The sequence below is a fragment of the Streptomyces klenkii genome (assembly GCF_003626645.1).
Lineage (GTDB): Bacteria > Actinomycetota > Actinomycetes > Streptomycetales > Streptomycetaceae > Streptomyces > Streptomyces klenkii.
Genome location: NZ_RBAM01000108.1, coordinates 1 through 1,283, shown reverse-complemented (window position 1 = coordinate 1,283; position 1,283 = coordinate 1). Strand labels below are relative to the sequence as shown.

Sequence of the window (1,283 nt, the reverse complement as noted above, 5' to 3'; positions counted from 1 at the left end):
GCACGATGCGGGGAAGGCCCGGGAGGGCACCGAGACGCCGCGTCGGCGCGGCCGGGCGACGGGAAACGGTGGTCACGTTCCCGGCGACAGCCGGGACGCGCGGCCCGTTTCCGGAAGCATCGTGGACACGGCCGTGAAACGCCCGTCGCCTACCGTCACGTCATGGCGGACGTTTTCGACTCGTATGCACTCGCGGACGCGTGGGATGAGATGTTCGAACGGCCCGGAGTCGTGCGGGCGGCCTATGAGCCGGTCTTCGCCGCCCTCCAGCCGCTCGACGCGTCGGATCTCGCCTTCCGGGCGGAGCAGATGGCGCGGTCGTTCACCGACCGGGGCGTGACCTACGCGCACGCCGGGGAGGAGCGGCCGTTCCCGCTCGACCTCGTGCCGCGCATCCTGGACGCGGCGGAGTGGGACACCCTCACGCGGGGCGTGCGCCAGCGCGTGCGGGCGCTGGAGGCGTACCTGGGCGACGCGTACGGCCGTTGCCAGGTCTTCGAGGACGGCGTGGTGCCCTACCGGCTGCTGCACTCCTCGCCGCACTACCACCGCGCGGCGCACGGCGTGGAGCCGCCCAACGGGGTGCGCATCCACGTCGCGGGCGTGGACCTGGTGCGGGACGTGGACGGCGGCTTCCGGGTGCTGGAGGACAACGTCCGCATCCCCTCGGGGGTTTCGTATGTGATCGAGAACCGGCGGGCGATGACCAGGGTCTTCCCCTCGCTGTTCGCGGAGGCGCCGGTGCGGCCGGTGGACGAGTACCCGCAGCGGCTGCTGGCCGCGCTGCGGGCCGCGGCCCCCGAGGGCACGGACGACCCGGTGGTCGTGGTGCTCAGCCCCGGCGTGCACAACGCGGCCTACTTCGAACACGCCCTGCTGGCACGGCTGATGGGCGTGCAGCTGGTGGAGGGCCGGGACCTGGTGTGCTCGGGCACCCGGGTGCGGATGCGGACCACGCGCGGGGAGGTGCCGGTGCACGTGGTCTACCGCCGCATCGACGACGAGTTCCTCGACCCGCTGCACTTCCGGCCCGATTCGGTGATCGGCTGCCCCGGCATCATGACGGCGGCCCGCGCCGGGCACGTCACGCTGGCCAACGCGGTGGGCAACGGCATCGCGGACGACAAGCTGCTCTACACCTACGTGCCCGACCTCATCCGCTACTACCTGGGCGAGGAGCCGCTGCTGCCGAACGTCGAGACCTACCGCCTGGAGGACCCCGGGCAGCTGGAGGCCGTGCTCGACCAGCTGGACCGGCTGGTGATCAAGCCGGTGGACGGCGC

General features: G+C 72.5%; 1 protein-coding gene. It reads left to right on the top strand.

Features of this window, described 5'->3' with window-relative positions; all coding sequences use genetic code 11:
* Positions 1-162: 162 nt before the first annotated feature.
* On the top strand, positions 163-1,283 hold a 1,121-nt coding region (locus D7231_RS34990), incomplete at its 3' end, for a circularly permuted type 2 ATP-grasp protein (RefSeq protein ID WP_120760399.1).